The organism is Streptomyces sp. NPDC054883, assembly GCF_053610645.1.
This window is the reverse complement of the sequence record NZ_JBSGYT010000100.1, coordinates 1,930-5,227: the sequence shown is the minus strand read 5'-3', so window position 1 is coordinate 5,227 and position 3,298 is coordinate 1,930. Positions and strand designations below refer to the sequence as shown.

At 56.9% G+C, this 3,298-nt stretch carries 1 rRNA gene; it reads right to left on the bottom strand.

The annotated features are described in order from the left end of the window. Positions 1-32: 32 nt before the first annotated feature. Positions 33-3,155 (bottom strand): 23S ribosomal RNA (locus ACWGH1_RS34995). Positions 3,156-3,298: the final 143 nt, after the last annotated feature.

Genomic DNA, 3,298 nt, shown 5'->3' with positions numbered 1-3,298 from the left:
CTTCAGAACTAACACAGTGGACGCGAGCAACTGAGGACAAGCCCTCGGCCTATTAGTACCAGTCAGCTCCACCCGTTACCGGGCTTCCACATCTGGCCTATCAACCCAGTCGTCTACTGGGAGCCTTACCCTCTCAAGGAGGTGGGAATACTCATCTTGAAGCAGGCTTCCCGCTTAGATGCTTTCAGCGGTTATCCCTCCCGAACGTAGCCAACCAGCCATGCCCTTGGCAGGACAACTGGCACACCAGAGGTTCGTCCGTCCCGGTCCTCTCGTACTAGGGACAGCCCTTCTCAATATTCCTACGCGCACAGCGGATAGGGACCGAACTGTCTCACGACGTTCTAAACCCAGCTCGCGTACCGCTTTAATGGGCGAACAGCCCAACCCTTGGGACCGACTCCAGCCCCAGGATGCGACGAGCCGACATCGAGGTGCCAAACCATCCCGTCGATATGGACTCTTGGGGAAGATCAGCCTGTTATCCCCGGGGTACCTTTTATCCGTTGAGCGACGGCGCTTCCACAAGCCACCGCCGGATCACTAGTCCCGACTTTCGTCCCTGCTCGACCCGTCGGTCTCACAGTCAAGCTCCCTTGTGCACTTACACTCAACACCTGATTGCCAACCAGGCTGAGGGAACCTTTGGGCGCCTCCGTTACTCTTTAGGAGGCAACCGCCCCAGTTAAACTACCCATCAGACACTGTCCCTGATCCGGATCACGGACCGAGGTTAGACATCCAGCACGACCAGAGTGGTATTTCAACGGCGACTCCACCATGACTGGCGTCACGGCTTCAAAGTCTCCCACCTATCCTACACAAGCCGAACCGAACACCAATATCAAACTGTAGTAAAGGTCCCGGGGTCTTTCCGTCCTGCTGCGCGAAACGAGCATCTTTACTCGTAGTGCAATTTCACCGGGCCTATGGTTGAGACAGTCGAGAAGTCGTTACGCCATTCGTGCAGGTCGGAACTTACCCGACAAGGAATTTCGCTACCTTAGGATGGTTATAGTTACCACCGCCGTTTACTGGCGCTTAAGTTCTCAGCTTCGCACGCCCGAAAGCGCACTAACCGGTCCCCTTAACGTTCCAGCACCGGGCAGGCGTCAGTCCGTATACATCGCCTTACGGCTTCGCACGGACCTGTGTTTTTAGTAAACAGTCGCTTCTCGCTGGTCTCTGCGGCCACCCCCAGCTCAAGCAGCAAGTGCTCTCACCAGTGATGGCCCCCCTTCTCCCGAAGTTACGGGGGCATTTTGCCGAGTTCCTTAACCATAGTTCACCCGAACGCCTCGGTATTCTCTACCTGACCACCTGAGTCGGTTTAGGGTACGGGCCGCCATGAAACTCGCTAGAGGCTTTTCTCGACAGCATAGGATCATCCACTTCACCACAATCGGCTCGGCATCAGGTCTCAGCCTTAATGAGGGACGGATTTGCCTACCCCTCGGCCTACACCCTTACCCCGGGACAACCACCGCCCGGGCTGGACTACCTTCCTGCGTCACCCCATCGCTTACCTACTACAAGTCTGGTCCGTCGGCTCCACCACTTTCCTTTCCCCGAAGGGTCCGGAACGGCTTCACGGACTTAGCATCGCCTGATTCGATATTGGGCGTTTCAAAGCGGGTACCGGAATATCAACCGGTTGTCCATCGACTACGCCTGTCGGCCTCGCCTTAGGTCCCGACTTACCCTGGGCAGATCAGCTTGACCCAGGAACCCTTAGTCAATCGGCGCACACGTTTCTCACGTGTGTATCGCTACTCATGCCTGCATTCTCACTCGTGAACCGTCCACAACTAGCTTCCGCTGCTGCTTCACCCGGCACACGACGCTCCCCTACCCATCACAGCGGGCGTTGGCCCTATTGCTGCAATGACACGACTTCGGCGGTACGCTTGAGCCCCGCTACATTGTCGGCGCGGAATCACTTGACCAGTGAGCTATTACGCACTCTTTCAAGGGTGGCTGCTTCTAAGCCAACCTCCTGGTTGTCTCTGCGACTCCACATCCTTTCCCACTTAGCGTACGCTTAGGGGCCTTAGTCGATGCTCTGGGCTGTTTCCCTCTCGACCATGGAGCTTATCCCCCACAGTCTCACTGCCGTGCTCTCACTTACCGGCATTCGGAGTTTGGCTAAGGTCAGTAACCCGGTAGGGCCCATCGCCTATCCAGTGCTCTACCTCCGGCAAGAAACACACGACGCTGCACCTAAATGCATTTCGGGGAGAACCAGCTATCACGGAGTTTGATTGGCCTTTCACCCCTAACCACAGGTCATCCCCCAGGTTTTCAACCCTGGTGGGTTCGGTCCTCCACGAAGTCTTACCTCCGCTTCAACCTGCCCATGGCTAGATCACTCCGCTTCGGGTCTAGAGCGTGCAACTCAATCGCCCTATTCGGACTCGCTTTCGCTACGGCTTCCCCACACGGGTTAACCTCGCTACACACCGCTAACTCGCAGGCTCATTCTTCAAAAGGCACGCAGTCACGACCGTTGTTCCGAAGAACAACGGCGACGCTCCCACGGCTTGTAGGCACACGGTTTCAGGTACTATTTCACTCCGCTCCCGCGGTACTTTTCACCATTCCCTCACGGTACTATCCGCTATCGGTCACCAGGGAATATTTAGGCTTAGCGGGTGGTCCCGCCAGATTCACACGGGATTTCTCGGGCCCCGTGCTACTTGGGAGATTCTTAAGCAAGCCGCTGATGTTTCGTCTACGGGGGTCTTACCCTCTACGCCGGACCTTTCGCATGTCCTTCGACTACATCAACGGTTTCTGACTCGCCGACCGGCCGGCAGACCGGTCAAAAGAATTCCCACAACCCCGCATGCGCAACCCCTGCCGGGTATCACACGCATACGGTTTGGCCTCATCCGGTTTCGCTCGCCACTACTCCCGGAATCACGGTTGTTTTCTCTTCCTGAGGGTACTGAGATGTTTCACTTCCCCTCGTTCCCTCCACACTGCCTATGTGTTCAGCAGTGGGTGACAGCCCATGACGACTGCCGGGTTTCCCCATTCGGACACCCCCGGATCAAAGCTCAGTTGGCAGCTCCCCGGGGCCTATCGCGGCCTCTCACGTCCTTCATCGGTTCCTGGTGCCAAGGCATCCACCGTGCGCCCTTAAAAACTTGGCCACAGATGCTCGCGTCCACTGTGTAGTTCTCAAGCAACGACCAGCCACCCATCACCCTGCACCAAAGGCACAAGTTCACTGGGGCCGGCATCGCAGAAGGACAGCCATACGGCCGTACCCTCAGACACCCAACAACGTGCCAAG